The 25,332-nt window shown below is 62.5% G+C and carries 26 protein-coding genes; 20 read left to right on the forward strand and 6 right to left on the reverse strand.

Features of this window, described 5'->3' with window-relative positions; all coding sequences use genetic code 11:
• Window positions 1-30 precede the first annotated feature (30 nt).
• On the reverse strand, window positions 31-747 hold the full coding sequence (locus ACSEXS_RS04845) for a zinc metallopeptidase (RefSeq protein ID WP_438432042.1): 717 nt from the start codon (window positions 745-747) through the stop codon (window positions 31-33).
• Window positions 748-1,095: 348 nt separating this feature from the next.
• Here ACSEXS_RS04845 and ACSEXS_RS04850 point away from each other — a divergent pair, with 348 nt between their 5' ends.
• The 3 genes from ACSEXS_RS04850 (at window position 1,096) to ACSEXS_RS04860 (ending at window position 4,450) form a co-directional block, all read left to right on the forward strand.
• Entirely contained in the window at window positions 1,096-2,475 is a 1,380-nt protein-coding gene (locus ACSEXS_RS04850) for an ammonium transporter (RefSeq protein ID WP_438432043.1), read from the forward strand.
• A gap of 83 nt (window positions 2,476-2,558) precedes the next feature.
• Window positions 2,559-3,638, forward strand: a complete 1,080-nt coding sequence (locus tag ACSEXS_RS04855; RefSeq protein WP_438432044.1) for a DUF294 nucleotidyltransferase-like domain-containing protein — start codon at window positions 2,559-2,561, stop codon at window positions 3,636-3,638.
• Between the two features lie 71 nt (window positions 3,639-3,709).
• Entirely contained in the window at window positions 3,710-4,450 is a 741-nt protein-coding gene (locus ACSEXS_RS04860; RefSeq protein ID WP_438432045.1) for an exonuclease domain-containing protein, read from the forward strand.
• A gap of 103 nt (window positions 4,451-4,553) precedes the next feature.
• On the opposite strand, the gene ACSEXS_RS04865 is transcribed toward ACSEXS_RS04860, so the two are convergent.
• A complete protein-coding gene (locus ACSEXS_RS04865; RefSeq protein WP_438433086.1) occupies window positions 4,554-5,897 on the reverse strand; it encodes an MFS transporter in 1,344 nt (447 codons plus the stop codon).
• A gap of 129 nt (window positions 5,898-6,026) precedes the next feature.
• Here ACSEXS_RS04865 and ACSEXS_RS04870 point away from each other — a divergent pair, with 129 nt between their 5' ends.
• Window positions 6,027-6,605 carry a TlpA family protein disulfide reductase gene (locus tag ACSEXS_RS04870; protein ID WP_438432046.1) on the forward strand — a complete coding sequence of 193 codons (579 nt, stop codon included), beginning with the start codon at window positions 6,027-6,029 and terminating at the stop codon, window positions 6,603-6,605.
• On the opposite strand, the gene cimA is transcribed toward ACSEXS_RS04870, so the two are convergent.
• Window positions 6,595-8,208: a citramalate synthase gene (cimA, locus tag ACSEXS_RS04875; protein ID WP_438432047.1), complete on the reverse strand. Its 1,614-nt coding sequence runs from the start codon at window positions 8,206-8,208 to the stop codon at window positions 6,595-6,597. The genes ACSEXS_RS04870 and cimA overlap by 11 nt on opposite strands.
• A 185-nt stretch (window positions 8,209-8,393) precedes the next feature.
• Here cimA and ACSEXS_RS04880 point away from each other — a divergent pair, with 185 nt between their 5' ends.
• The 4 genes from ACSEXS_RS04880 (at window position 8,394) to ACSEXS_RS04895 (ending at window position 12,625) form a co-directional block, all read left to right on the forward strand.
• Window positions 8,394-9,695 (forward strand): DNA polymerase IV, encoded by a 1,302-nt coding sequence (locus ACSEXS_RS04880; RefSeq protein ID WP_438432048.1) that lies wholly within the window; start codon window positions 8,394-8,396, stop codon window positions 9,693-9,695.
• 23 nt (window positions 9,696-9,718) lie between these two features.
• Window positions 9,719-10,525 (forward strand): class I SAM-dependent methyltransferase, encoded by an 807-nt coding sequence (locus ACSEXS_RS04885; protein WP_438432049.1) that lies wholly within the window; start codon window positions 9,719-9,721, stop codon window positions 10,523-10,525.
• A gap of 77 nt (window positions 10,526-10,602) precedes the next feature.
• Window positions 10,603-10,839: a ferredoxin gene (locus ACSEXS_RS04890; protein WP_438432050.1), complete on the forward strand. Its 237-nt coding sequence runs from the start codon at window positions 10,603-10,605 to the stop codon at window positions 10,837-10,839.
• A 247-nt stretch (window positions 10,840-11,086) separates the two neighbouring features.
• Window positions 11,087-12,625 carry a L,D-transpeptidase gene (locus ACSEXS_RS04895; protein WP_438433087.1) on the forward strand — a complete coding sequence of 513 codons (1,539 nt, stop codon included), beginning with the start codon at window positions 11,087-11,089 and terminating at the stop codon, window positions 12,623-12,625.
• 20 nt (window positions 12,626-12,645) lie between these two features.
• On the opposite strand, the gene ACSEXS_RS04900 is transcribed toward ACSEXS_RS04895, so the two are convergent.
• Window positions 12,646-12,774: a hypothetical protein gene (locus ACSEXS_RS04900; protein ID WP_438432051.1), complete on the reverse strand. Its 129-nt coding sequence runs from the start codon at window positions 12,772-12,774 to the stop codon at window positions 12,646-12,648.
• A gap of 256 nt (window positions 12,775-13,030) precedes the next feature.
• On the opposite strand from ACSEXS_RS04900, the gene ACSEXS_RS04905 reads away from it, so the two are divergent.
• Genes ACSEXS_RS04905 through ACSEXS_RS04925 form a run of 5 tightly spaced genes read left to right on the forward strand, consistent with a single transcriptional unit; the run spans window position 13,031 to window position 16,938 of the window.
• Window positions 13,031-14,128, forward strand: coding sequence for a quinone-dependent dihydroorotate dehydrogenase (locus ACSEXS_RS04905; RefSeq protein WP_438432052.1), 1,098 nt, complete (start codon window positions 13,031-13,033; stop codon window positions 14,126-14,128).
• Window positions 14,129-14,153: 25 nt separating this feature from the next.
• The gene (gene yjbM, locus ACSEXS_RS04910; protein ID WP_438432053.1) at window positions 14,154-14,960 is read left to right on the forward strand and encodes a GTP diphosphokinase; all 807 of its coding nucleotides are present in this window, start codon (window positions 14,154-14,156) and stop codon (window positions 14,958-14,960) included.
• A 5-nt stretch (window positions 14,961-14,965) separates the two neighbouring features.
• Window positions 14,966-15,397, forward strand: a complete 432-nt coding sequence (locus ACSEXS_RS04915; protein ID WP_438432054.1) for a DUF309 domain-containing protein — start codon at window positions 14,966-14,968, stop codon at window positions 15,395-15,397.
• Window positions 15,398-15,412: 15 nt separating this feature from the next.
• On the forward strand, window positions 15,413-16,150 hold the full coding sequence (locus ACSEXS_RS04920; protein ID WP_438432055.1) for a pseudouridine synthase: 738 nt from the start codon (window positions 15,413-15,415) through the stop codon (window positions 16,148-16,150).
• Window positions 16,147-16,938, forward strand: coding sequence for a Cof-type HAD-IIB family hydrolase (locus ACSEXS_RS04925; RefSeq protein WP_438432056.1), 792 nt, complete (start codon window positions 16,147-16,149; stop codon window positions 16,936-16,938). Before ACSEXS_RS04920 ends, ACSEXS_RS04925 begins: the two co-directional genes overlap by 4 nt.
• A 198-nt stretch (window positions 16,939-17,136) precedes the next feature.
• Here ACSEXS_RS04925 and ACSEXS_RS04930 read toward each other — a convergent pair whose 3' ends face one another.
• Window positions 17,137-17,226 (reverse strand): YjcZ family sporulation protein, encoded by a 90-nt coding sequence (locus tag ACSEXS_RS04930; protein ID WP_438432057.1) that lies wholly within the window; start codon window positions 17,224-17,226, stop codon window positions 17,137-17,139.
• A 273-nt stretch (window positions 17,227-17,499) separates the two neighbouring features.
• On the opposite strand from ACSEXS_RS04930, the gene ACSEXS_RS04935 reads away from it, so the two are divergent.
• From ACSEXS_RS04935 to ACSEXS_RS04955, 5 genes are read left to right on the forward strand one after another with little or no spacing between them, the layout of a single operon-like run.
• Complete coding sequence (locus ACSEXS_RS04935) at window positions 17,500-18,393, forward strand: urease subunit gamma (RefSeq protein WP_438432058.1); 894 nt, start codon at window positions 17,500-17,502, stop codon at window positions 18,391-18,393.
• Window positions 18,394-18,419: 26 nt separating this feature from the next.
• Window positions 18,420-20,102: an urease subunit alpha gene (ureC, locus tag ACSEXS_RS04940; protein WP_438433088.1), complete on the forward strand. Its 1,683-nt coding sequence runs from the start codon at window positions 18,420-18,422 to the stop codon at window positions 20,100-20,102.
• 26 nt (window positions 20,103-20,128) lie between these two features.
• Window positions 20,129-20,869 carry an urease accessory protein UreF gene (locus tag ACSEXS_RS04945; RefSeq protein WP_438432059.1) on the forward strand — a complete coding sequence of 247 codons (741 nt, stop codon included), beginning with the start codon at window positions 20,129-20,131 and terminating at the stop codon, window positions 20,867-20,869.
• Window positions 20,870-20,908: 39 nt separating this feature from the next.
• A complete protein-coding gene (gene ureG, locus ACSEXS_RS04950) occupies window positions 20,909-21,649 on the forward strand; it encodes an urease accessory protein UreG (RefSeq protein WP_438432060.1) in 741 nt (246 codons plus the stop codon).
• Window positions 21,642-22,544 carry an urease accessory protein UreD gene (locus ACSEXS_RS04955; protein WP_500796479.1) on the forward strand — a complete coding sequence of 301 codons (903 nt, stop codon included), beginning with the start codon at window positions 21,642-21,644 and terminating at the stop codon, window positions 22,542-22,544. The genes ureG and ACSEXS_RS04955 overlap by 8 nt, the downstream gene beginning before the upstream one ends.
• On the opposite strand, the gene ACSEXS_RS04960 is transcribed toward ACSEXS_RS04955, so the two are convergent.
• Window positions 22,507-23,892: an RsmF rRNA methyltransferase first C-terminal domain-containing protein gene (locus ACSEXS_RS04960; protein WP_438432062.1), complete on the reverse strand. Its 1,386-nt coding sequence runs from the start codon at window positions 23,890-23,892 to the stop codon at window positions 22,507-22,509. The two genes, ACSEXS_RS04955 and ACSEXS_RS04960, sit on opposite strands and share 38 nt — an antisense overlap.
• Before the next feature lie 198 nt (window positions 23,893-24,090).
• Here ACSEXS_RS04960 and ACSEXS_RS04965 point away from each other — a divergent pair, with 198 nt between their 5' ends.
• Together ACSEXS_RS04965 and ACSEXS_RS04970 are read left to right on the forward strand one after the other, a co-directional pair.
• Complete coding sequence (locus ACSEXS_RS04965) at window positions 24,091-24,600, forward strand: hypothetical protein (RefSeq protein ID WP_438432063.1); 510 nt, start codon at window positions 24,091-24,093, stop codon at window positions 24,598-24,600.
• Window positions 24,601-24,614: 14 nt separating this feature from the next.
• Window positions 24,615-25,331: an AIM24 family protein gene (locus tag ACSEXS_RS04970; RefSeq protein ID WP_438432064.1), complete on the forward strand. Its 717-nt coding sequence runs from the start codon at window positions 24,615-24,617 to the stop codon at window positions 25,329-25,331.
• The last annotated feature ends 1 nt before the right edge of the window (window position 25,332 follow it).

The raw sequence follows: 25,332 nt of genomic DNA on the forward strand, positions 1-25,332 counted from the left end.
TTTTTGTGGTGTAAGGAAGGCGTTAAGGCGTTAATCGTTATTGCGGTTGTTGCCGAAGATCATCACGAAGCGGAGCAGCTGCAAAAGCGAGATCAAGGCGGCGGCGACATACGTCAGCGCAGCGGCATTGAGCACCCGGTCGACGCCGGGTTTTTCCCTCAGGTCGATGAAGCCTTCCGCGACCATCAGCTTCTTGGCCCGATTCGTGGCATTGAATTCGACGGGCAGGGTGACCAGCTGGAACGCGACGGCGGCGGCGAAGAAAATGATGCCGATCCAAACCAGGTTCAGCGAGCCGAAGAGCACGCCGGCCAGCATAAGAAACGGAGACGCGCTGGAGGCGAAGTTGACAACCGGGAACATCCGGTGACGGGCGACCAGCATCGGATAGGATTCCTTGTGCTGGATGGCGTGGCCGATTTCGTGGCAGGCCACGGAGATGGCCGAGATGCTGCTCTCGTAATAGACCGGCTCGGACAGGCGGACGACGCGCTTGATCGGGTCGTAGTGGTCCGTCAGGGTGCCGGGGACCGGTTCGATCTGAACATCGTAGAGGCCGTTCAGATCGAGCATCCGGCGGGCGGCGTCATAGCCGGTCATGCCGGAGGCGGCGCGGACCTGGGAGAACCGGTTGAAGGTTCCCCTTACCCGGAAGGATGCCCACAGGGACAAACCGAAGGCCAGCAGGATCAGGATCATCATGGGATCCATACCGAAGCCGTAACCGTAACCATAACTGGGATACATGATCGAAATCCTCCTATTCTGGAATGGGGAATGCCCCAAGCTTTCCTATTCCATACGAGTCAGGGTTCTTTCGGTTTCATGGCGGTGCCGGAAAACCGGACAATTTTTCGCTTCAATTATAAATAGCATACCCTCCAAGAGGAAAGGCGAACCGAAAGGACGATCCGGAATACCGGATGACTGAACAATCTGTAACCAAACATGACATTAATGCGAAAATCCGAACGATTCCATGCCAAATTCACAACATATTTAAGAAAAAATATGTTGCATTTTATACCACGTGCCAATATAATTACAACAAGTAAGCGACATGTTAATAAATATAACATTAAGGGAGAGGTTTCTATGTGGAAAAAAGTGGCTGTCTCGGTCGCCGCGCTTGCCCTGTTGGTTCCTTCGCTTGCCTTCGCAGCGGATGAGGCGACGGCGGCTCAGCTCCAATCGGCGGTCAACTCGCTGTGGGTTATGCTCGGCGCCATTCTCGTCATCTTCATGCAAGCGGGCTTCGCCTTGCTGGAAGCCGGTTCTACCCGAATGAAGAATGCGGGCCATGTCGCCGGCAAGACGGTCCTCACCTTCGGGATCGCCTCCGTCGCCTTCTGGGCGGTCGGCTTCGGCCTGGCCTTCGGCAACGGCAGCGGGTTTATCGGCACCAGCGGATTCTTCACGGACGGCCTTAGCCGGACGGCCTTCGATTCGTTCAGCAGCCTGGACATCCCGACCTCGATCTTCTTCCTCTTCCAGTTGGCCTTCGCCGGCGTATCGCTCGCCATTGTCTGGGGCGGGTTCGCCGAACGCGCCAAGCTGATCGTCTACTTCATCTTCGGCGTACTGTATACGATTCTGATCTACCCGTTCGCGGCTCACTGGGTCTGGGGCGGCGGCTGGCTGGCCAAAATCGGCATGCTGGACTTCGCCGGCTCGACGGTCGTCCACCTGCAAGGCGCGACAGCGGCGTTTATCGGTACGCTTCTGTTGAAGCCCCGGATCGGCAAATTCAACAAGGACGGTTCGCCCAATGCGATTCCTGGCCACAACCAGGTGCTCACGGTTCTCGGCGTCATCATCCTCTGGATCTGCTGGTTCGGCTTCAATGCCGGATCCACCGTATCCGCCATGAACGACGGCTTCTTCGGCTATGTCGCCCTCACCACCAACCTGGCCGCGGCCGCTGGCGCCGTAGCGACGCTTGTTGTATCCTGGATGTACTTCGGCAAGGCTGACATCTCCTTCATGCTGAACGGCGTCCTTGCCGCTCTGGTCGCCATCACCGCAGCCTGCGCCTATGTTACGCCTTGGGCCGCGGTCGTCATCGGCGCCATCGCCGGGATCTTCACCTTCTTCACCTCCGTCGGCTTTGAGAAGCTCGGTCTCGACGACCCGATCTACGCCTTCTCCGTCCACGGTCTCGCCGGGGTCTGGGGCACGCTGTCCATCGGCTTGTTCGCCACCAAGGGGCTGGCGGGAGACGACAAAGCCGGTCTGTTCTACGGCGGCGGGCTTCACCAGCTCGGCGTTCAGGCACTCGGCGTCGCCGGCACCTTCGTCTTCGTCGCCGTCGTGAGCTTCGTCCTCTTGACCATTATCAAGAAGACGGTCGGCCTCCGCGTCACGGAAGAAGAGGAGCTTATCGGCCTCGACTTGAGCGAACACGGCACCTACGGGTATCCGGAACAGATGCGCCGGATTACCGAAGCCTCCAAGGATCACACGGTTCATGCTTAACCCTATCGCCTAACCATGCCGCAAGGACCCTTTCGAGGGTCCTTGTGAACGAAAAGGATCGCCTGACCAAGGGGGATGGCCAAATGACGACCCTGTCCATCAAATCAGCCGAACGCTGCGTCAATCGCCTGCAGAGCATGCCGGAGCTGCTTGCTTTCCGCCAAGGCATGACCGGCCAATTCCGAGACCATCCCCTCGGGTCCTTTCCGCAGGAATTCAACGATGCGGTAAACGGTCTTCAAGACATCATCATGTACCGGGCAGTGGCGATCGCCGAGCGCTCGCTTGCCGAAGAGGGCTACGGACCGCCGCCGGTTCCCTACGCATTTGTTCTGTTCGGCAGCGGAGGCCGCCGCGAGCAGACGCTGTGGAGCGATCAGGACAATGGCCTTATCTATGCCGACCCGAGCACCGGAGCGGCCGAACGGACCGCGGCCTATTTTACCAGACTGGGGGACCGGATCGTCTCTTGTCTGACCGAAGCGGGTTATCCTCCCTGCGAAGGGGGGGTAACCTGCAACCATTCCCGCTGGAATAAACCGGTTGCCGCCTGGAAGCGGATGCTGCAGGAATGGGAGGAGGACGGCTCGTGGGAAGCGGTCCGCTACCTGCTGATCGTCGCCGACATGAGACACCTGTACGGGGATAAAGTCCTGGCCCAAGCCGTCCAGGCGGAATTTGCCGCCTACCCGCTGCGCAGTCCCGCCGCCTTGCGGCGAATGCTGGAGAATACGCTTCGGCGCAAGCCGGCGCTCGGTCCGTTCGGTCAGCTTCTCACGGAACGGTACGGGGAACATGCGGGGCGCTTCGATGTGAAGTACGGCCTCTATATCCCGTTTGCCGGCGGGATTCGCCTGCTGGCCGTCTGCGAGGGCGTGTGGGCCACCTCGACGGCTCGCCGGTTAAAGCTCATTCGCGAGCGGGGCAGGCTGTCCCCGGAGCTTGTGCTCGACTGGCAGCGTAATTTTGCCTCGGCACTGTACTTCCGCAGCCTGGCTACCCGCGAACCGGAACCCGGACAGGAGGCACAGGCTCCCATGCTTGACATCCGTCTGCTCGATGCCGCCCGCAAGCGGGAGCTGAAGCGGGCGCTGAGGTCGGTTCGCCGGCTGCAGAAGCTGGTGGCCAGACGGGTCGATCAAGCGGATCGCCCAGGCGGATAGACGGGAATGATCGGGATTCACGGGACGGGCTGACAGGCAGATTGCACGGCAGCCGGAAAGGAGGGATGGGTATGAAGCCGGTGCGTCCGGAAAACGCGGGCATCTGGCATCTGTATAAGCAGGGCGGAATCACGCCGGCTGTCACCTCGCTCTTTAATCCCGGCAGCGCTCAGCATATGGCCTATATCCGCTCGATGATGAAGGAGCAGCGCAAACAGTCGCTGTATGAGATCGGTCTGGAGGAGATGGAAGCCGTCGTATTCGACCTGGAGACGACGGGCTTCTCTCCCTACAACGGAGACGAGATCATTTCGATCGGCGCCATCGCGGTCGTGGGGGAGAAAGTCCTGGAATCGGAGACGTTCTATACGCCGGTGAATCCGAAGCGCCGCATACCCGAGGTCGTAGCCGAGCTGACCGGCATCACCGACGAGGAAGCGGCGCAGGGGCAGGAGCTGTTGCCCGCGCTGAGCGACTTTATGGATTTTATCAACCGGCGGATTCTGCTTGCCCACGGCAGCGGGCATGATAAGCATTTCCTGAACGCGGCGCTGTGGAAAACCTCGAAGACCAGCCTGAATCACCGGCTGCTGGATACGATGATGATCGCCAAATGGCTTAATCCCCACAGCCGCAGCCTCTCGCTCGACGCCCTCTTGGAGTATTACGACATCGCTTGCGTCAACCGCCACCACGCCTTGGCCGACTCCCGGATGACGGCCAAGCTGTGGTCGCGGCAGCTAAACGAGATCCTCGCCCGCGGCGTCTATACCCTGGGCGATTTGTACTCTCGCCTGAGCGTCTACGGCTGATCGGTTTCGGTTGCCCGCAGCCTCGGACGCCTCCGCAACAACAGCGCCTCCTTATCCCGCTCGCTCGCGGAATGAGGAGGCGCTGCCGTTTTTGCCGGAGAGTTCACGCCACTTTGGCCTTCGGCTTGATGAGGAAGAAAACCAAGGCAAGCGCGGCCAGCGCCATCAGGGAGACGGTCAAGAAGACCAGCCGGTCGGAGCGGTCCATCATCCAACTGAACAGCGGCGGTCCCGCGGCAACGCCCAGGTAGCGCAGGCAGTTGTACAGCGAAGTGATCATTCCGCGCTCCTCCTTTTGCACAGAGCCGGTGATCATGGTGTTCAGACAGGGCAGAAGCAGGCCGATGCCGATGCTGGCCAGGGTGATGAGGCCGATGAGCACATACAGGTTTTTGTGGAAGAAGACGGTGAGCCCCAAGCTTACGACCATGCCGCAGAGGGCGATCAGCATCAGCCTGCGCATCAGCTTGCCGTTCTTCTTGATGGTGGCCCCGGTCGTGTAGGAGGTAACCACCATCCCGAGCAGGGGGATGGCGAGCACGAGGCCCTTGACGATCCCGTCGATTTTATACGGAGGCTCCTCCAGGATATTGGAGAGGTAGAAGAGCACGCCGAACAGAATGAACAAACCGAGCGAACCGCTGAAGAAGGCGGGAATCAGCCACTTGCCCTTGTCGTGCAAAATCTCCTTGTTGCTTTGGACGTACTCCCGGAAGCCGGGAGGCTTCTTCTTCTTGGCCGGTTCCTTCAAGAGCAGCGACACGGCGAGGATGGACAGCACGCAGAAGACCGGAAAGGCGAAGAACGGCGCGTACCACACCCAGAGGGCGAGAGCCGCGCCGAGAATCGGACTGATGACCTTGCCGGCTCCGTTGGCCGCTTCGGTCAGCCCGAGCGCCCGGCTCTCCGTCGCTCCGCTGTACAGGTCGCCCACCAGGGCCATGGCGATGGACGATGTGCCCGCCGCCCCAATCCCCTGAATCGCCCGGGCGACAATGACGATGGTATAGGAGTGCCAAACCGCTCCGAACCCGGCGAGTACGCCCGCGGCTCCGAACAGCACGAGCGCCGGAATGATGACACCCTTGCGGCTGAACCGGTCGGACAAATAACCGGCCACCGGAATGACAAGCCCCGCCGTGACCGAGAACAGGGTGATCACCATGCTGCTCTGTCCCTTGCTGACGCCCAGCTTCCGGGCCAATTCGGGCAGGATCGGGACAAGCATGGAATTGCCGAGCACCAGCACCAGCGGGACCGTGGCGATGGCGATGAATTCCCAGAGATGCTTGCGCCTGCCGGAACGGGCGCTATCCTTCTTCTTGGACTGATCCGTTGAATCGCCGTCGTCGGCCTCCGGCTCCTCGGCGTGAACGGAACGCCGCGACGGAAGCTCGATGGTGCTCTCGAAGACGACCGGCAGCTTTCCTCTCTTGATTTTCTCCAGGGTCTTCCCCTCCTTCAAACAGGCGTACCCCTACTATCTCCATCCGGGAGCAGCCGCATTCCAAGGGGGATAATTCGGAAGGTTTTGGAGAGAATGGTCAACATCTTGAGAGCGAGGGGGCCATTGACGATGAAACGGCCGCGATGGAACAAGCGTATCTTGCTGCTGGGCTTGGCTGCCGCTCTTGCGGCGAATGGATTCGTCCGGGAGGCGAAGGCGGCGGACCGGGAGATCGGCGGGAGGGAAGCCGCGAAGGCGGCGGTTGCGGCGAAGCCGCGGACAGAGCCGCGTCCCGGGCTGCAGGCTCCGGTGGTATCGCTTAAAGGGTTGGACGGCAGCGAGTACCGGATCGGCGGGGCCAGGGAGAAGCCGCTCCTGCTCAACTTCTGGGATTCGAGCTGTCCGCCCTGCGGGGAGGAGGCGGCCGATCTGGTCCGAATTCACCGGACATTCGGCGACCGCATCGAGATGTACGCGGTGAACGTCACCGCGCAGGACAGCCGCGCGGAAGCGGCCGCCTTTGCCGCAAAAAACGGGTACGCTTTCCCCGTCCTGCTCGACGAACAGGGAGAAGCGACCCGTCTCTATCGCGTCCGGGGGTTGCCCACCACCTTCCTGATCGGAAAGGACGGGGTGATCCGGGACGCGTTCTACTTACTGGATTCTGCCCAATGGGAGCCGAAGATCGCCGAGTGGCTCAAAGGTTGACGATGCCGACCCGTTCCTGGGAATCCTCGGACTTCCCGGGAACCGGTTGCTGGCCGATCAGGGCAAACCGGATACTGTCCAACAGCGCCTGCCAGCTTGCCTCGATGACGTTCTCCGATACGCCGACCGTGCTCCAGGAGTGGGAGAGGTCGCTCGATTCCACGAGAACGCGGACCTTGGCGGCGGTGGCGTCTTTTTCATTGATCACCCGAACCTTATAGTCGGACAGATGCATATCGCGCAGCGCGGGGTAGGACTTCATGAGCGCCTTGCGGAGCGCGTTGTCCAAGGCGTTCACCGGACCGTTGCCTTCCGCCGCCGTATAGACCGTCTCGCCGTCGACCCTGACCTTGACGATGGCTTCGGACGCGATCGAGTGGTCTCCGACCTTCTCCACCAGCAGCTTGAACGACTCGATGGAGAAGACCTCGGTGACTTCGCCCGAGGCCTGCCGCAGCAACAGCTCGAGCGAAGCGTCGGCACCCTCGAACTGATACCCCTGATGCTCCAATTCCTTGATCCGGGCGATCGTGGCCTGGGTGCCGGCGTTCTCCAGGTCGAGGTTCAGGCCGAGCTCCTGCGCCTTGAACAGCACGTTGCTCTGGCCGGCCAGCTCGGAGACGAGCACCCGGCGCTTGTTGCCGACGCTCTCCGGCTCAACATGCTCGTAGGTCTTCGAATCCTTGAGGATCGCCGACACGTGGATGCCGCCCTTGTGGGCAAAGGCGGATCCGCCGACATAAGGCTGGTTGAGCGGCATGTGCGCGTTGGCGATCTCACTTACGTATCGAGCGGTGGCGGCGAGGTGCTTGAGGTTACCCTCCGGCAGACAAGCGAAGCCGAGCTTGAGCTGCAGGTTGGGCAGCACCGAGCAGAGGTTGGCGTTGCCGCAGCGCTCGCCGTAGCCGTTGATGGTGCCTTGGACCATCCGGGCGCCGGCCTGAACCGCACTGAGGGCATTGGCGACCGCCAGCTCGCAGTCGTTGTGGGTGTGAATGCCGATGGGAACGGACAGCTCGGCCGCCGCCGAGACGATCTGCTGGACTTCTCCCGGCATGGTGCCGCCGTTGGTGTCGCACAGCACGAGCCAATCCGCTCCCGCTTCGGCTGCGGTGCGCAGCACCGACAGCGCATAATCGCGGTTGTGCTTGAAACCGTCAAAGAAGTGCTCCGCGTCAAAGCTGACCTCCATGCCCGCCCGCTTGAGGAACCGGATGGAGTCTGCGATCATCGCCAAATTTTCCTCCAGGGTGGTTTGCAGCGCCGTGTGGACGTGGAAATCCCACGATTTGCCGACCAGGCTCGCGGTCGGCACCTTCGCCTCGAGAATGGACAGCAGGCTGGCGTCCTTCTCCGCAGAGGAGTCCTTGCGCCGGGTGCTGCCAAAAGCGGTAAGCCGTGCGTTCAGCCCGAGCCTGCCCGCCCGTTTGAAGAACTCCATATCCTTCCCATTGCTTCCGGGGTTACCGCCTTCGATGTAGCGGACGCCGAGCGCATCCAGCTTCTGGGCAATCTTGATCTTGTCCTCGGCGGACAGGCTGATGCCCTCTCCTTGAGTTCCGTCGCGCAATGTCGTATCAAACACCGAAATGATCCCGGCCATGTCCGCTTCCTCCTGTTCCTTGTGGAAAGTTTCGTGCGAAAATTTTCATTATTATAACACATTCGCCTGCGGAAGCATCGGGAAACCGGTACTTTTTTTATGAAAATGCGGAGGAAAAGCTTCCTTGACCGGCTTTTTCGTCGGCGGTATGCTGAAAGAAAGAGGGTCAGAAGGGGGGAGGGGCCGTGGATTCGCCTGCGGAAGCCTATCCGAAACGGGGACGGGTCATCCTGCATATCGACATGAACGCCTTCTATTGCTCGGTCCACGAAGCGGTCGAGCCCGAAAAGTACCGCGGCAAGCCGGTGGCCGTGGCGGGCAGCGTGGAGCTGCGCAGGGGCATCATCGTCACCTCCTCTTATCCGGCGAGGGCGAAGGGCGTCAAGACCGGGATGCAGGTGGGGCAAGGGCTTAAGCTGTGTCCCGAGCTGATCGTCATCCAGCCCGATTTTCATCTGTACCGGCGGTTTTCCCGCCGTTTTATGGAGATTGCCGGCAGCTACAGCCCCCTCCTGGAGGCCGTCTCGATCGACGAGTGCTTTCTCGACATCACCGGCTCGAAGCAGTTCGGCACGCCGCTCGCCATCGCTTCCGAGATTCAGAGCCGCATCCTGGGAGATTTGCAGCTTCCCTGCTCGATCGGGGTTGCCCCGAACAAGCTGCTCGCCAAGATCGCTTCCGACATGAAGAAGCCGAACGGCCTCACCGTGCTGCGGCGCCGGGACGTGCCGCGCCTGCTGTGGGACAAGCCGTGCGATACGCTGTACGGCGTCGGCCGGAAGACGGCCGAGAAGCTTGCCCGCCTGAACATCCCGACCATCGGCGATCTGGCGAAGGCGGAGCTTCCGCTGCTGACCGCCGAGTTCGGCGTGCTGGGAGCTTGGCTCAAGCAGGCGGCGCAGGGGGTGGACGAGTCGCCGGTCAATCCGGTGCGGGAAGCGAGCAAATCCGTCGGACACACGACGACGCTGCCGCTCGATTTCACCGAGCCGGACGACATTCGCCGAGTCTTCCTCAACCTCGCCGATCAGACCGCCCGGCGGATGCGGCGACAGGGACTGGTGGCGTCCACCGTCTCGATCACGATCCGCGACCCGAACATGAAGACCATCACCCGGGCGCTCACCCTGGACATGCCGACCGAGAGCTTCGACGTCGTATACCGGGAGGCCTGCCGGCTGTTCGAGAAGCACTGGCCGGCCGGCAAGCCGGTTCGGCTGCTCGGCATCACCCTGATGCACCTGCAGCCGAAGGCGGAGGCCGCCTTCCAGCTCGATCTCTTCGACTACGAGCAGCAGCCGAAGAAGGAGCAACTCACGGAGACCATGGACCGCATCCGCGACAAATTCGGCGAGAGCGCGATTCTCACGGCGGGCATGCTCGGAGAAGATCCTTCCGCGCTGATCCGCAACCACAAGGTCCGCGGCACCTCGCTGCAGATGGATCATCTGCGGAAGGGCGCGAGGGACAAGGAATCGGAGAAATGATCTTTTCAGGGGAGACGATGTCGATGAACGCGATTTGGGACTATTACGACACGTATGATGAAGAGAGCCGATTGGTGAAGGACAACTATCATTACACCGAGTTTTCCACGACGGTCCGATGGCTGGAGCCGTACTTGACGAGCCCGAAGGCCGTGCTGGAGGTCGGCGCGGGAACCGGACGGTACTCCTGCTGGCTGGCCGAACGGGGCCATGGGGTGACCGCGCTTGATGTGACGCCCAAGCATGTAGACCGTCTGCGCGAAAAGGCGGCGAATCGCGGACTAACGGAGCTGAAGCCCGTTCTGGGCGATGCCCGCGATTTATCGGCCTGGGCGGAGGGCACCTTCGATGCGGTCCTCTGTCTGGGGCCGCTCTACCATTTGGCGGACGAGGAGGATCGCCGGTCCTGCATAGCGGAATGCCTGCGCGTGCTTCGGCCGGGGGGAATTTTGGCCGTGGGCTACGTCAACCGGGCGGGGGTTTACTTGAATAAGCTACTTCGGAACCCTGACATTCTGCTTATGCATCCTCCGGCGGAAATCTTTTCACAGGCAGGCCCCGGCGCTATTCCCGACGGCTGCTTTGTTCATTCGAGCCCCGGGGAAATGGAAACGTTCATGGCCTCGTTCGGTATTCGCAAGCTTGGGCATGCGGCCGCGGACGGCATCGCCCCTCTGCTCCACGGCGTAGTCAACGATCTGGAAGGGGATTTGCTCGAAGGCTGGCTCGACTACCAATTTACCGTGAGCGACGATCCTTATCAGTTAGGGACCAGTCTCCACAATCTGTTTCTAGCAGCTAAACCCGATGAGAGGCTTTCTCAATTGTGACAAGGAATTGAACTTGCTCGGGAATTGGTTTATAGTGAAGGTGGACTTAGAGGATACCATTTAGGAGGAGTAGACCGATGGCTAAATATAGTTGGGTGGACAAAGACACCTGCATCGCCTGCGGCGCTTGCGGAGCGACGGCACCGGACATTTACGATTACGATGACGACGGCCTGGCGGAAGTGATTTATGCCGGAGACGGCAATCATGGGGTAACGGAGATTCCGGAAGACCTTCACGACGATCTTCAAGACGCCCAGGACGGCTGCCCGACCGATTCGATTAAAGTAGCCGACGCCCCCTTCAATAAATAACGGACCCGATTCGTTCGTTGGCTTTCCGTTTATACGAGTGCGATTCTCAAATGGCGACCTATCGGTCGTCATTTGCTTTTTTGAGGAACGATGGCGGTCCTAACGCCCCCTGTCGGACTAACGCGGAAGAAGCCGGTTCAATAAAAGCGGCTCAGCCGCCGATACAAAGAGTAGACAGGGGGAATGAAGAGTGAAGGAAGATCTTCAGCACCTGAAGCAATTCGTAAAAGACCACCCCGACAACAAGATGGGGTGGTACCTGCTGGGCCGCCAATACGAGGAATCGGGCAAAGCCAAGAAAGCGATGTTCTGCTACGCCAAGGCTGGTGAAATCTTCGAGGCTTACGAGAAGAAAAAGCTTCCGGCTACCGTGGAAGAAGAAGCGATGCGGCTGGACGCCGCAAATGCGCCGGCCGACGATAACGGCGCGCCGGGAGGTGCCGTACCGGAAGCAACCGATGCGGGGGAAGGTCGTGCCGCTGCGAGGACGGGGACGGGAGCTCCCTCCGAGGAGGAGCTGCCGAGTACGGCGAAGTCCCTCTCCCGGCGTCTGCGGCTTGCGGCCGTGGCGCTGCTCCTGGCGGCGGGCCTTCTGATCTCGCCGGGGCTCCACGCTCCGGGCCGGGAAGCCGCAGCTCCGCCCGGCGAATCGGCTGAACCCGCCCCGTCGGCCGATTCGGCGAAGCCCTCCGCTTCCCCCGCGACGCCCGGAACGGATTCGGCCGCCCGCAGGCTCGGGGGCGTCCAGTTCCTCGGCAAAGGCGCGGCAAAGGGCGAGGCCGAGCGGGCGGCGGGAAGCCTGCTGCTGCAGCCGCCGGACAGCGGGGAAGCCGCGCTGCTGGCGGAGGTCCCGGTGTCCGCAGACGGCAAATGGCTGCTGTGGACCCTGTCCCCCCGCCCGCTGGTGGAAGCGGCGGGAAGCGGCTCGGGAGCCGCCGAGGTCCGCTACTACGACCGGGCGGTCTGCGCCTGCGAGGCCGACGACGGTGCGGATCAGGCGGCCAAGCGGGCTTCCGCTTGGCTCTCGCAGGAGCTGGAGCGGGCGGTTCTGCGCAGCGCGGCCTCCGCCTACCGCGAGGCCGAGGGCAAGCTGCCTCCCGCCGCGGAGGTACTGGCGGGGGATTATCCCCATAACCGCCTGTCGGGCTTAACGGACACGATGAGGCGGTACTGGCCCGTTCTGTCCGCCCGGCAGGGGACCGGCGGGGAGAACGACGGCGGACAGAGCGGGCCTCCGGCGAACACCGCCAGCCCGAGCCCGCCGGGAGGATCGAAGTCTCCTTCTCCTGCAGGCGGAGGCTCACCGTCTCCCGCCGTCCGGGCAGACTCGCCGACTCCGCTGCAGCAGCCGCTCGAAATCATCGTCGACAAGCGCAGCCACCGGCTGGCCGTGGTCAGCGGGCGGGTGCTGCTGCGCAATTATCCCGTCGGGCTCGGGGGCAAGCGAACGCCGGAAGGCGTGTTTGCCGTCAGCGAGAAGGTCCGGAACCCGAACGGCCGCAGCGACGGGGATTTCGGCAGCCGGGGCATGACGCTCTCGGCAACCGATTACGCCATCCACGGCACCGATGAACCGGATTCGATCGGCAAGGACGAATCGCTCGGCTGCATCCGAATGGACCGGGAGGACGTGGAGGAGCTGTTCGATCTGGTCCCGCTGGGAACCCGCGTGACGATTGGGGCGGGGACGCTTCCGAACGAACCGGTGCGCGCAAAAAGCCGGTTCCGTCTGCCCGCCGAAGCGCAGGAGACGAACCCGGCCAAGATTTACCGCTGGTTGGATTAACGAGATATTCGGTGTGCGCTTTAGAAGAAGATCAAGAGAAGGATCATCAGAATCACGAAGGCTCCGGCGATGGAACTGACCCAGATGATCGCCTTCTTGTTCGGCTCTTCCTTTTGATAACGCTTGGCATAATTCGGTTTCTTGTTCATCCCGGGCACCATCCTTCATCCGACTGGTTAATCGCTTGCCGCTCTAGAGCGTCTTGCTCCATTTTATCATAGAAGAAAGCGTTTTAGCAGCGTTTTTTTCGGTGCAGCCGGCGCGCTCGCTCGCTTCTTTGCCGCAGGGCGGAAGGAATTCCTCTTCTTCCGCCTTTTCTTTTCGGCCGTAAAAGAATAAACTGATTCGAGGGAGCAATAATTGAAAAAGCGAACGATAGACCCGGATGGTGAAGGAGGAACCCGATTGCTGTACCGATGGGCGGCTAAGCCCTTGCTGTTTAGAATGGACCCGGAGAAAGCCCATCACCTCACGATCGCCGGACTCTCCGCGGCGGCGGCCGTTCCCGGCATGCTGCCGCTCATGCACGCCCTCTACGGGGTTCAGGAGCGTCCGGAGCTGCGCGTGGAGCTGTGGGGCTGCGAATTTCCGAACCCCGTCGGTCTCGCGGCCGGCCTCGACAAGAACGCCGTCGCGGTACCCGGCCTCGCGGCCATCGGCTTCGGCTTCCTCGAAGTCGGAACGGTGACTCCCCGGCCTCAGCCGGGCAACGCCAAGCCGCGGCTGTACCGGCTGCCGGAGGATGGAGCCCTGATCAACCGGATGGGCTTCAACAACGACGGAGCCGCCGCGATGAAGCATGAGCTCGGCCGGCTGAAACGGCGGCCTGTTCCCGTATGCGTCAATATCGGCAAGAACAAGGATACGCCAAGCGAGCGGGCAGCGGAGGATTATCGCGCCTGCATCCGCGAATTGTACGACGAGGCCGACTGGTTCGCCGTGAATATCAGTTCGCCGAACACGCCGGGGCTGAGGAGCCTGCAGCACGGAGACGAGCTCCGACTGCTGTTGGCGGCCGTCCGCGACCAGATCGGCCAAGAAGCGAACCGGCGCGGCATGCCGGAAAAAGCCGTGGTGCTGAAGATCGCGCCCGACCTGACCGACGGCGAGTTGGAGCAGTTGGCCGAGACGGCGCTTCAGTCCGGGATAAGCGGCATGATCGCCGCCAACACCACCCTCGACCGAGGCGGACTGACCCATGCGAATGCGGGCGAGGCCGGGGGCTTAAGCGGCCGACCGCTCGCCAAACGATCGCTTGAGGTGCTTCGCCGCCTCTACCGGACAACCGGCGGACGGATTCCGCTGATCGGCTCGGGGGGCATCTTCGATGCCGACGACGCCTACGAACGGATTCGGGCCGGAGCGAGCCTGGTCGAGATTTACACGGCAATGATCTATGAAGGACCGGAGCTCCTGAGGAGGCTGAACGACGGCCTCGCCGCCCGGCTTCGGGCGGACGGCTTTGCCCGAATCGGCGAAGCGGTGGGAAGCGGCAACCGGTGAGTCATTAGCGGAAGGAGAACGGACGATGGACGGAAGAGACTGGAACAAGTTTTTGCTTCCCTATGAGCAGGCGGTGGAGGAGCTGAAGGTGAAATTCAAGCTGCTCCGTTCCGAACTGAAGAAGCGCGAGGAATATTCGCCGATCGAGTTCGTGACCGGCCGGGTGAAGCGGATCTCCAGCATTCTGGACAAAGCCAAGCGGCTGAATGTCCCGATGGATCAGCTCGAGACGGGCATTGAGGATATCGCGGGCATTCGAATCATGTGCCAGTTCATGGAGGACATCGAGCGGATGGCCGACCTGATCCGCCACCGCCACGACATGAAGGTCCTCTACTTCAAGGACTACATTACGAACAAAAAAGAGAGCGGCTATCGCAGCTACCATATGATCGTCGAATACCCGGTGCAGTCCGCACTCGGCATGAAGCCGATCCTCGCGGAGATCCAGATTCGCACGCTGGCGATGAATTTTTGGGCGACGATCGAGCATTCCCTCAATTATAAATACAAGGGCGAGCTGCCCGAGGACGTCAAAATGCGCCTCAGCAAAGCCGCCGAAGCGGCCAATCTGCTCGACCGGGAAATGTCCAGCATCCGTGACGACATCACCGAGAGCCAGAAGCTGTTCGAGGACCGCTCCAACCTGATCAATTCGCTGCTCAATCAAATTCAGAAGCTGTACTTCTACCGCCGGGTGCGCGACGCCGCCCAGTTTCAGCTCCGCTTCAACGAGCTGTGGGAGAACGAGAACATCTGGGGCCTGAAGCAGCTTTCGGACGATATGGAAAACGCCATCGAGCGGGCCAAGCGGGATTTTGAAGGGAGGTAGCTTCCATGCCCTATGACCCTCTGTATATCCAACATCTGCATTATTTTAACCGGGACCGCGATTATTTCGAGTGCCACGAGGTGCTGGAGGAGCTGTGGCTCCGGGAGGGCCGAAACTTGCTCTATCAAGGGCTGCTTCAGGTGGCCGTCGGCTTGTACCACCATCGGAACGGCAACCTGAACGGCGCGTTCAAGCTGTTTACCGGCGCGCTGCAGAAGCTTGCTCCCTATCCGCCGGATTCGCTCGGCATCGACCTGGCGAAGCTGCGGCGCGAGAGTGCGGACTACCTGGCCGGGGTGGAGGAAGCGCTGCGGACGGAAGAGCCGGAGCGGTTTCCCTTCCACGATCTGACGATCGATATCCTCGACCCGGCGCTTGCCGCCGAGGTGGACCGGCTGGCGTTGGACCCGCCGCCGAAGCATGAGCGGGAACATTAGCCCGAAGGAGAATTCATGAAGACGACGGAGCGTTTGGATAAAATTCTGGCCCACGCCGGATTCGGCAGCCGCCGGGAAATCAAGGAGCTGGTCAAGAAGGGGCTCGTCCTCGTCAACGGCAAGCCCGCGAAGGACAGCGGCCAGCAGGTCGATCCCGGCAGCGATACGATCGAGGCGGACGGACAGCGGGTCGATTACCGCGAATTTGTCTATCTCATGCTGCACAAGCCGCCCGGCTATGTCTCCGCTACGGAAGACAACCGCGACCGCACGGTCCTGGAGCTGATCGGCGAAGAGTATGCCCATTACGAGCTCTTTCCGGTAGGAAGGCTCGACAAGGACACGGAGGGGCTGCTGCTCCTCACCAACGACGGCAAGCTGGCGCACCGGCTGCTGTCGCCGAAGAAGCATGTGCCGAAAACGTATTATGCGGAGGTGCTCGGGCTCGTCACCGAGGCGGATCGGGAGGCCTTCCGCCGGGGAGTCGAGCTGGACGACGGCTACCTCACCCTGCCGGCCGAGCTGACGATCGAGGAAGCGGCTGAACCGGAATCGGGGCACCTGTCCCGCATCCGGCTGACGATCCATGAAGGCAAATTTCATCAAGTCAAGAGAATGTTCCAGTCCGTCGGCAAGCAGGTGATGTACCTGAAGCGGCTGTCCATGGGACCGCTCGTCCTCGACGAGGGCTTGGGTCTCGGGGAATACCGCGAACTGACGGCGGAAGAAACGGAAGGATTGAGAACCCCTTGAACTGGAAACTGATCGCGCTCGACGTGGACGGAACCTTGCTGACCGACGATCACGAGCTCACCGAAGAGAACCGTTCGGCCGTGCGCGAATTGCATGAACAGGGCGTTACGGTTCTCCTCTGCACAGGCAGAGGTCCCCTGAGCGCCCTTCCGGTATACGAGCAGCTCGGCACCGGCGGATTTATGATTACCCATAACGGAGCGACGGTGGTCGAGGCGGCGGAACGCAAGGTGCTGAGCGATTTTCGCATCGAATTCCGCGACTTGAAGCCGCTCGTCGATTATTGCCGGGAAACCAACATTCACTATGACCTATGCACGCCCTTCGATCTCTACGTCGAGCATCTGACCGACGAGGAGAAGGCGATGTACGAGAAGTTCTCCCAGATTCCCACAGTCATTCCGGATGTGGCGAACGTGGACGAGCCGAAGGTCAAATTTACGCTGTTCGGCACCGAGGAGCAGATGGACCGGGTGGAGCGCGATTGGGACTCCATCGGCTGTCCGCTGCGCTGCATTCGCAGCGGCTTGTACTTCATCGATATCATCAACCCCGAGGCCACCAAGGGCAACGCGCTGAAGGCCGTATCCGAGCAGCTCGGAATCGCCCGGGAGGAAGTGGCGGCCATCGGCAATTATTACAACGATGTGGAAATGCTCGAATGGGCGGGTCTCGGGATCGCTATGGCGAATTCGCCGGAGGAGGTCATCCGCCGGGCGGATGCCGTGACCGGTACGAATAACGAGAACGGAGTAGCCCAGGCGATCCGCAACTACCTGCTGGCTTGATTCGATATTCCCCCAACCGAAAAAGGCCGAGCCGAAGCAGAATCATCTGCTTGGGACTCGGTCTTTTTTGCGCTGGCAGCCGCCTCAGGGGAGCTTCGGCGATCCTGGAATCGTTCCCGAAGCTCCGCTTTCAGAACCTTATATGGTGGATCGGATTATTCCGCAAGGAGCGGCGCGGGAGGACCCGCCGGGCAACCCTTAGTACCAGGTTTTGAGGATGATGACCAGAAGAATGAAGAGCACCAGAACAAAGGCGAAGGAACTGCCGAAACCTGCAACAGCCGTCATGCAAAAGCCCTCCTTTGGGATAATGTATGCCGAACGGCCGTTCAGCGCCGCCGGTTCCGCCGAGGGAACGGCAGCGCCCGAAGCGCAAGGCCCGTTTCCGTCGTCGGCTAATTCATAGTATGAGCGGGCTCCCAAAACGTATGGACGAATGCCCCCGTTCGGCGATTTGGGTGAACGCCCGCCTGTCGGAAATGAATAGCTATTGACCGGTCAGGCGGTGCATATAATTCGGATAGAAGGCCGCTTGGCCCAAGGCTTAGGGGAGGGACGCCCGTGCTATTGACCGATCGGGAGAGGGAGAAGCTGCTGCTGAGCCTGGCTGCGGATTTGGCCAGGAGAAGACTGGAGCGAGGGCTTAAGCTGAACTACCCGGAAAGCGCCGCATTGATCGCCGGCGAACTGATGGAAGGTGCGCGCGACGGACGGTCGGTAACAGAACTCATGCGGCTCGGAACGCAGGTGCTTCATGTCGGTCAGGTGATGGACGGCGTTCCCGAAATGCTGCAGGAGATCCAGGTGGAAGCAACGTTCCCGGACGGCACGAAGCTGGTGACCGTCCATCACCCGATCGCTCCTCCGCCGGAGGGGCGATCGGAGGAGCCGCCGGAGGAAGGAGACGGAGCTTCCCCGGCTGCTTCTCCCGGGAACGGGAGTGAAGAGCATGCCGATTCGGAGACTCCGCTCGAACGGGACTGTTCGGAGCAGGAGTCCGTCGTACCCGGCGGGTACCGCTTGGGCTCCGAGCCAATCGAGCTGAACGCCGGACGCAGGACGGCGGTGCTGCGGGTCGTGCATACCGGCGACCGTCCGATTCAAGTAGGCTCGCATTATCCCTTTCATGAGGTCAATGAGGCGCTGATCTTTGATCGCGCGGCGGCCATCGGCCTGAGACTGAATCGGCCGGCCGGCACGGCGGTCCGTTTCGAGCCAGGCGAGGAGAGGACGGTCGAGCTGGTGGAAATCGGCGGGCTTCGGGAGGTGTACGGCTTGAACAACCGGACCAACGGTCCGGTGCGGCAGCCGGGTTCGGGTCCGGGAAGGGCGGGCGAAGCTTCGGCTTCTCAGCAGGCCGGTTCGGGCCGCTCTTCCGAGGTCGATGGGCCAGAATCGTCCGTTGCCTCAGAGGAATTGCTTCCGGAAGAGGGCAAGGAGGGGGACGAAGCGTGAAGCTGGACCGGGAAGCGTATGCCGCCATGTACGGCCCGACCGCAGGCGATGCCGTCCGGCTGGCCGATACCGGCCTTTGGGCGCGGGTCGAGAAGGATTACACGGTGTACGGGGAGGAATGCAAGTTCGGGGGCGGCAAGGTGCTGCGGGACGGCATGGGGCAGTCCGCCCGGCGAACGCGGGACGAAGGGGTAGCGGATACCGTCATCACCAACGCCTTGATCCTCGATCATTGGGGAATCGTCAAGGCGGATATCGCCATCCGGGACGGCTGCATCTCCGCTATCGGCAAAGCGGGCAACCCCGACCTCATGGACGGCGTCGGGCCGGGACTGATCGTCGGGGCTTCGACGGAGATCATTGCCGGGGAAGGGAAGCTCGTTACCGCCGGCGGAATCGATTCGCATGTGCATTTCGTCTGTCCCCAGCTTGTGGAAACGGCGCTGTCCGCCGGCATCACGACACTGATCGGCGGCGGCACCGGGCCTGCCGCCGGAACGAATGCCACCACCTGTACCCCGGGCGCCTGGCACCTGCACCGCATGCTGCGGGCGGCGGAGGCGTTTCCGGTCAATCTGGGCTTTACCGGCAAAGGGAATTGCTCCTCGGCGGCCCCGCTGGCGGAGCAGGTGGAGGCGGGGGCGATCGGCCTCAAATTGCACGAGGATTGGGGCACCACCCCGGCGGCGATCGACGCTTGCCTGCGTGTGGCCGATCGCTACGATGTCCAGGTGGCCATTCATACCGATACGCTGAATGAAGCCGGGTTCGTGGAGACGACGCTGGCCGCCATCGCCGGGCGAACCATCCACACGTACCACACGGAAGGCGCGGGCGGGGGGCATGCTCCCGACATCATCCGCGCCGCCGCCGAGCCGAACGTGCTGCCTTCCTCCACGAACCCTACCCGTCCCTATACCGTCAACACGGTGGAAGAGCATCTCGATATGCTGATGGTCTGCCACCATCTGGACAGCCGGATTCCCGAAGATGTGGCCTTTGCCGACTCGCGCATCCGTCCCGAGACGATTGCGGCGGAGGATCTGCTGCAGGATATGGGCGTCTTTTCCATGGTCAGCTCGGGTTCGCAGGCGATGGGACGGATCGGCGAGACGATCCTGCGCACCTGGCAAACGGCCGACAAGATGAAGCGGCAGAGAGGGCCGCTGGCAGGGGACGCCGAGTACAGCGACAACCACCGGATCAAGCGGTACTTGGCCAAGTACACGATCAATCCGGCGATCACCCACGGCATTTCGCACATTGTCGGGTCGGTGGAGCCGGGGAAGCTGGCCGATCTGGTCGTCTGGTCGCCGGCTTTCTTCGGGGTGAAGCCGGACCTGGTGATCAAGGGCGGGTCGATCGCGCTCGCGCAGATGGGCGATCCGAACGCGTCGATTCCGACGCCGCAGCCGGTGTTTGCCCGCCCGATGTTCGCAGCCTTCGGCGGACAACCGGCGGACTGCTGTATCACCTTCGTGTCGAAGGCCGCTTTTGACGCCGGAGTTCCCGAACGGCTTGGCTTGCGCAAGCGGATCGATTATGTGCGGGGCTGCCGCGGCATCGGCAAGAAGGACCTCGTCCACAACGGGGAAACGCCCCGTCTGGAGGTCGATCCGGAAACGTACGAGGTCAAGGCCGACGGCGTTGCGCTCACCTGCGAACCGGCGGATCGGCTGCCGATGGCCCAATTGTATTTTCTCTTCTGATTGAGAGGGCGAAGGGAGGACGAGGGATGAACGCCAAGGCCGGCTATACCCGGTTCGCCTATTTGCAGCTCCTCGATTCGGCCCTGCCGGTCGGCGGATTCAGCCATTCCTTCGGTCTGGAGGCTCAGGTGCAGTCCGGGCGGATTCGGACCATTGAAGAGCTGGAGGAATACCTTCAGACGCTGCTCGTTCACGGCTGGGCCGCTGCCGATGCCCTCGTAATCAAGGCCGCTTACGAGGCGCAGAACAGCGGGGATTTGCGGAGCGTCCCTTCCGGCGAGGCAGCGGCAGAATCCAGCCTGGAGCGGCTCTGGCGCGCCGATCGGCTGCTCTACGTTCAGCGAGCGGCCGAGGAGAGCCGGGAAGCGCTGCGGAAGATGGGTAGTCGCCTGCTCCGGCTGGGCGAGCGGCTCTACCCGGAAATCGCATGGGAGCCTCTGGCGGCCGCGATCCGGGAGAAGCGCTGCATCGGGACCTATCCTGCCGTTCACGGTTGGTTCGCCTGCAGCCTGGGCGTCGGCCTCGACGAAGCGGCTTGCGGTTATCTCTATGCATCAGCGGCCCAAGCGGTGGGATCGGCGCTTCGGCTTATGCCGATCGGGCAGACTCAAGCGCAGCTTGTGCTGAAGGCGCTTATGGCTCGTCTGGAACCGTCTTGGTTCGCGGTCTGCGGACGCGACCCGCTCGACCTGGGGGCCTCCGTTCCGGCAGCCGATATCGGGGCCATGCAGCACGCCTCTTTGCACAGCCGCTTGTTCATGTCGTGAAGCCATTCAAGAAAGCTTAACGGGGAGAGGGGACGTTATATGGAATGGACACCGGGTCACGGAAAGGGGCGAATCCGGCGACGGCCCGCCGCCGCAGAAGCCGGCTTCCGCCTGCATCATACCGGCCACGCCCACGGCGAGGAGGAAGGCTGGGCCCGACCGGCGGGAACGGCGGCCGGGCGGCCGCTTAGGATCGGCATCGGCGGGCCGGTCGGCTCCGGCAAGACCAAGTTGGCGGAGCAGGTGGCTCGCCGTCTCGCCGACCGGTACAGCATGGCGGTGATCACGAACGACATCTACACCAAGGAAGATGCGGAGATTCTCGTCCGCAGCGGAGCGCTTCCCGCCGAGAGAATCGTCGGCGTCGAGACGGGCGGCTGTCCGCACACCGCCATCCGCGAAGACGTCTCGATGAACGCTGAGGCGATTGAGGAGCTGGAGGAGCGGTTCCCGGAGTTGCGGCTCCTGCTCTTGGAGAGCGGAGGAGACAATCTGGCGGCGGCATTCAGTCCCGAACTGGTCGACCGCTTCATTTACATCATCGACGTGGCCCAAGGGGAGAAGCTTCCCCGCAAAGGCGGTCCTGGAATTCTCCGCTCCGATCTGCTCGTCGTCAATAAGATCGACCTGGCGCCGTATGTAGGGGCGAGCTTGGCCGTGATGGAGAGCGACACGCAGCGAATGCGCTGCGGGCTGCCTTACATCTTCTCCAATCTGCATTCCGGAGAGGGCTTAGACGAGATCGTCGCCTGGATCGAGGCCGAACTGAGCCGTGGCTGAGGTCGTCGGCCGCGCCTCCGCGGTGTTCTCGCTGTGCGGGGGGAAGACCGTTATGAGGGAGCGCGACCATGCGTACCCGCTCAAGATCGCCAAGGCCTTCCCCGGCTGGGGAGGGGCCTTGGGATGGGCGGAGAGCGATTCCGGGACAGCCCGGCTGAGGCGCGCCGGATTGTCGCTCTGCTTGATGGACGCTTCGCCGGGCTTGATGGAAGGCGACCGCAACGAGCTGGATTGGCGGGCGGAGAGCGGGGCGATGGCGTTCGTAACCGGCCAGTCGTATACGAAAGTGCATCCCTTCCGCGCGCAAGGCTGTCGGATGAACCAGCGGCTTCGGGTCGAAGCGGGCGCCTTGCTGGAATACCGTCCCCCTCCGCTGATGCTGTTCGCAGAGGCGGAGCTGCGGAGCTCCACGGTAGCGGAGGTGGCTCCAGGCGGCGCCTTGCTCATGACCGAGCTGCTTTGCCCGGGGCGTCTGCATCGGGGAGAGCGGTTTGCGTTCCGGCGGTTGGACAGCCGGCTTGAGGTGCGATCAGGCGGCGAAACGGCTTATGCCAACCGGCTGCTGCTGGAGCCGGGCCGGGAAGGCGGATTTTCCGGCGGCAAGGGAGGGTGGGACGGATTCAGTCACCTCGGCAGCCTATACGCATTCGGCGACGGATTGGGACGGGCCGAGCGGGAGCGGCTGGAGGAGGAGCTGAGGAAATCCGCTGCCTTCTCGGACCCCTCCCGTATCCTTTGGGGAATTGGGCTGACCTGCCGCTCGGGGCTTGTGCTAACGGCCTTAAGCGCCTCCGCGGCTGTAGCGGAGGCGCTGTTGGACGAGGCTGCGACGATTGTGCGGCGGCGGCTGGTGCGGACTATACGAATCGCAGACCCTTGGGGTAATGGTTCTTGAGCAGGCCGCCGCTGACCTTGCCCCAGCCGAGCGGAAAGCCGTCGACGGTGACCAGCGTCCACCCGTCGGGGTAATCAACGGCCGGCAGCGCCTCGCCGCGCAGATACCGGGCGGCGGCGTCTTCCTCCGCGCCGAGCGGATATTCCCGCGCCGCGTCCTCCCGGCGCGACGCCAACGCAAGCGCATGGGCCGGCTCCAGCCGGCCCTTTTTGAGTTCCGCCAGGTGCAGGCCGGGCCGCAGCGCGCGGACGCCTTCCAGGCGCTCCGCGGAGAACGCGCCGTCTGCCCCGTGCGGCAGGAAGTACAGCTGCTCGCCGAACACGACCGGCTCGCCGGGACCGGCCGCGAAGCCGGGGAGGGTCGCGGCGGCAAATTCGCGGAACCGGGCCATCGCCTCCTGCGCCTGCTTCACTGCGGCCGAGGAGGCTCCCCCGGTTCGCTTGCCTTTGGCGCGCCCTGACCCGGGCTGCGCCGCAACCTCCTCCGCGCCGGCGTCATCCGCCGCGAGCTGCAGCAGCGCGGCGAAATGCCCTTCTCCGCGTTCCCGGTGCGGCCAGATCCGCTCCATCCGGATCAGGCGGAAGGCGGGATACTCCGCCAACAGCCAGTCGATCACCGCTTCGTTCTCCTCGCGGTTGAACGTGCAGGTGGAGTAGGCCAGCGATCCGCCCGGCTTCAGCATGCGCACGGCGTCGCGCAGGATGTCCTTCTGCCGCACCGCGCAGGCGGCGGGCGACGCGTCGGTCCACTCGGACGCCGCCTCCGGGTCCTTGCGGAACATCCCCTCGCCGGAGCAGGGGGCGTCCAGCATGATGCGGTCGAAGAAGCGCGGGAACCGGGCGGCGAGAGCGGGAGGAGCCATGCTGGTCACCACGGCGTTCCTCACGCCGCTGCGTTCCAGGTTCTCGGCCAGGATCTTGGCCCGGCCGGGGTGAATTTCATTCGTCATGAGCAGACCCTGACCTTCCAGGCGGCAGGCGAGCTGGGTGGATTTTCCTCCGGGAGCCGCAGCCAGGTCGAGCACCGTTTCGCCCGGCCGGGGGGCGAGCAGCTCCGCCGAGGTCATGGCGGACGGCTCCTGCATGTAGTACAGGCCGGCGGCGTGCCAAGCGCTTTTGCCGGGGCGGACCGAATCGGGGTAGTAGAAGCCGGTCGGGCACCAGGGCACCGGCTCCAGGCGGTAGGTCTCCTCGATCTGCCGCCACAGCGGATGGGCGGCGTCGAGCTTCAGCGCATTGCGGCGCAGGCCCTGCGTCCGCGGATCGGAATAGGAGGCGAGGAAGGCTTCGGCCTCGGAGCCGAGTTGGCCGCGCATGCGGCGAATATAAGCATCGGGCAGTTGAGTCATGCCGGGAATCTCCTTGTCTGAACGGTAGTCGGTGAATCGGGCGTTCCTATCGTAAACCATCTTTCCACGAAAGCCAACTGTTGAACGTTGTCGGGAAGAAACGAATCGGGTAAAGATTCGTATATACGTAAGAAAAAGAACGGACCCTGCGGCGTGGCACAGGCAGCGCCATTCCGGACGGGACGGGAGGAGACGCGCATGAGAGGAATAGCCCGAAGTACCGCCTTGGCCGCTTTGCTGCTTGCGGTGTCGCTGCTCCCGCTTCCGGGAACGGCCGCTCCCGCACAGGCCGGCGCCTTCAGCCGGATCAAGAGCTTGTTCCAGCTTCCGGGAGAAGTGGACAAGCTCCAGGACAACTACCAGCAGATTCAGCAGCAGTACGACGATACGCGCCAGGAGCTGGAAGACACGCGGCTGCAGGCGGAGGAGAACGCGCGCAAGGCGCAGGAAGCGGCCGAGCGCTTCACCGCCGAGCAGCGGCAGCTTGCCGAGCAGAATGCGGCCTTGGCCGAGGAGAACCGGAAGCTCGCGGCGGCCGTGGACGAGCTGAGGAACACCAATGAGCTGAAGCAGCGGGCGAACCGCCGGCTGCGGACCGCGCTGTACACCGGGGCCGGGTTGATCGCAGCGGTATTCCTGGGCGGACGGTTTACCCGCTTTGCTCTCCGAAGGGGCGGCGGAGGCATGCGCGGAACTGGCCGCCGCTAAAAGGAGGAATGGACATGCAGTGGAGCCAGACCGGCCTTGGACCGGAAGGAGCGGACGCCTACGGCGGGAACGGGGCCCGAATTCGATTGGAGACGGGAGAACTCCTGCATCTGCTAAGCCCGAAAGCCCTGGTCGCGTTTCGCGGCGCTCCGACGCTGCGCGAGGACCGGTTCATGGATTTAAAGGGCATGTACCGCAAGCGTCGGCTGATCCGCTCCGATCTGTCCGGTCCTTCCGAATTCCTTCTCTCGCTGCCCGCGGGCTATCACCTGAAGACGCTGCAGCTTGAGGACGGGATGGACCTGCTGTTCGATATCCGCAGCGTGCTCTTCTACGAGGAAGGCGTCTCCATGAAGAGCGTGCTGCTTAAGGTCAAGAACATGCTGATCACGCGGGATTTTGTCAAAATGAAATTTAACGGCTCCGGCGCGCTCGGCATCCTCTCGCGGGGGCCGCTGTTCGAGATGCGGCTGGACCCGGATTCGCCGGTGTTCGTCGATGCCCGCTGCCTGGTCGCTTACCCCGAAAACGCCCGGATCGACTTGTGCGTGTACGGCAATCATCTGGCCAGCCAGCACATGAACTACCAATGGGAGCTGCGCGGCTCCGGCATGGTGCTGCTGCAAACGGGAACGACCGAAGCCGAGCTCGCCGCCGAGTATCCGAACGACGGACTCGTCAAGCGGGTGCTGCGCGAGGTGATCCCGTTCGGCGGCGTATTTATCAAATAGC

The organism is Gorillibacterium terrae, assembly GCF_051594785.1.
Classification (GTDB): Bacteria; Bacillota; Bacilli; order Paenibacillales; family NBRC-103111; genus Gorillibacterium.